General features: G+C 69.3%; 2 protein-coding genes. One reads left to right on the plus strand and one right to left on the minus strand.

Translation table 11 applies throughout. The features are described from left to right. On the minus strand, positions 1-643 hold a 643-nt coding region (locus KGA66_RS28680; protein WP_281416888.1), incomplete at its 3' end, for an arabinofuranosidase catalytic domain-containing protein. Positions 644-1,461: 818 nt separating this feature from the next. On the opposite strand from KGA66_RS28680, the gene KGA66_RS28685 reads away from it, so the two are divergent. After that, positions 1,462-2,182: cellulose-binding domain-containing protein (locus tag KGA66_RS28685; protein ID WP_246508971.1), on the plus strand; the 721-nt coding region annotated here is incomplete at its 3' end.

The raw sequence follows: 2,182 nt of genomic DNA on the forward strand, positions 1-2,182 counted from the left end.
TGGTGCTGAAGTTGATCGCGTCCATCGCGCCCGCGCCGTCCGCGCGCCGATCCGTCTCACTGTTGCCGTAGTCGAAACAGCAACCGCCGTTCACATGCGTACCCGACGTCACCATGTACGCACCCTGCGGCGCACTGCCCAGCGGCATCCCGGACGACGAACCGTTGTGCCAGTAACTGTTACCGGGGTTGATGTACAGCGAGTAGACCTTACCGCCGGAAACGGTCAGGGACTCCCTGTTCGCGGTCGACGGCGAGTCATGCCCGCCGGCACCGCCAGAACCCTGATAGGCCACGCTGTTGCCGTGCCCGGACTGGTCGTACACGACCGTGATCACACACGACGTCCCCGCGCAGAACGAGTCCTGCGCAGCCGCGTTCGCGACGCCGCCCGCGGCCACGACGCCGATGTCCATCGTCGTGTTGTCCGAGGAACGGCGCACCTGGTACAGCGGACCGCTGTACGCCGCGTACAAGGCACGCACCGTGCTGTGCGCGGCCACGCACGGCGTACCACCGGCCGCATAGATGTCACACGGTTCCGAGGTGGCGGCATGTGCCGGGCCGCCGGTCGCCGCCGCGCCGAACAGTCCGCCGAGCACGACCGCTGCGGCGGCACCGACGCGCACCAGCGCATGGCTCATGCGGGCCGGCCACGATCTACGTGACCGGTCGCGCGTTACCAGTGCGCCGCGCGGACTACGTGTGCTTGCGCTGTCTTCCATGCTGTCTCCCTGCTCCACATCGAGCACGAATCGCTGTTGTTAGCGCTCACAAGCCGCCTCGGCGAGTTGCGGTCCGCGGTGGCCCGACTTGAGAGTTTTTCGAAAACCAGACGGTGCACCAGCCTCAGTCCGCTGTCAAGGTCGGCGGGCGGCGGCGAGCCCGGCTTGCGCGGCATACGTGTTGAAGCGACAGAGACACGCACGTGGGCGCCGCGCGCTGATCGCACGCGACCTGCTGACAGACCCCTGATCTGCGTTGCCTCCTGCTGCGCCGGCACGGCTGATCCCGCGAACGTTCGACGCCGGAAAGGCACTTTCGAACACCACGCCTGGTTTCACGGCGCTCGCACGGCGATCGCGGGCGTGTCACGGGGGTCGTTCGGCGGCCCCCGGGGCGGGTTTCCGGTCGAGGGACACGAAAGTTTCGCAGCCTGTTCGGCGAACTTCCGGTACCCGGCGCCGCGCCGACGACGGTCGCGCCGCTGTTCAAAGCGCGCGACCGCCGCCGCGGCCACGAGACAGGTTCGCGGCGGCGCCCGGCACGGCGCGGCAGGCCGTTGCGGGCGGACCGCGGGGCTCTGCACACTGCGCGTGTCGTAGGCCGTCGGCCGCGTCCGTCACCGCGGCCTGTGCGCAACGTGATCGGCAACACGTGCGCGAGCACCAGGACGCCCTCGCTTCCCAGGCAGGGCGCCCTGCGGCGACACAATTTGTTAGCGCTAACACTGGAGGCTTCGATGCTCTCTCTCCGAAGGCGCGCGGCGGTGGCGATCGTCGCGTCCGCGGGGCTCGTCACCGCCGGCGGCGCGCTCGCCGCCATCGGCGCACAAGCCCAGGCGGCCACCGCCGGCTGTTCGGTTTCTTACACGGTCAGCTCGCAGTGGCCCGGCGGATTCGGCGCCAACGTGACCATCACCAATCTGGGCAGCTCGCTCAGCAGCTGGACCCTGACCTGGTCCTTCGGCGCCGGGCAGAGCATCACCCAGCTGTGGAACGGCACCTACACCCAGTCCGGGTCCAACGTGTCCGTCACCAACGTGTCCTACAACGGCTCCATCCCGAGCGGGGGCAACACCAGCTTCGGGTTCAACGGCTCGTGGAACGGCAGCAACCCGGTCCCGAGTTCGTTCAGCCTGAACGGGGTCGCCTGCACCGGCGGAGTGACCACCTCGCCGTCGTCGAGCCCGAGCAACTCGCCGTCCTCATCGCCGTCCTCGTCCCCGTCCGCATCGCCGTCGTCATCGCCGACCCAGCCGGCCGGACAGGGTCCGTGTGACATCTTCGCCGCGGGCGGCACGCCGTGCGTCGCGGCGCACTCCACCACCCGGGCGCTGTACGCCGCGTACAACGGCCCGCTGTACCAGGTGCGGCGTTCCTCGGACAACTCGACCAGGGACATCGGCGTGGTCAGCGCCGGCGGTGTCGCCAACGCGGCCGCGCAGGACTCGTTCTGCTCGG

It is taken from the genome of Actinocrinis puniceicyclus (genome assembly GCF_018283645.1).
GTDB lineage: Bacteria > Actinomycetota > Actinomycetes > Streptomycetales > Catenulisporaceae > Actinocrinis > Actinocrinis puniceicyclus.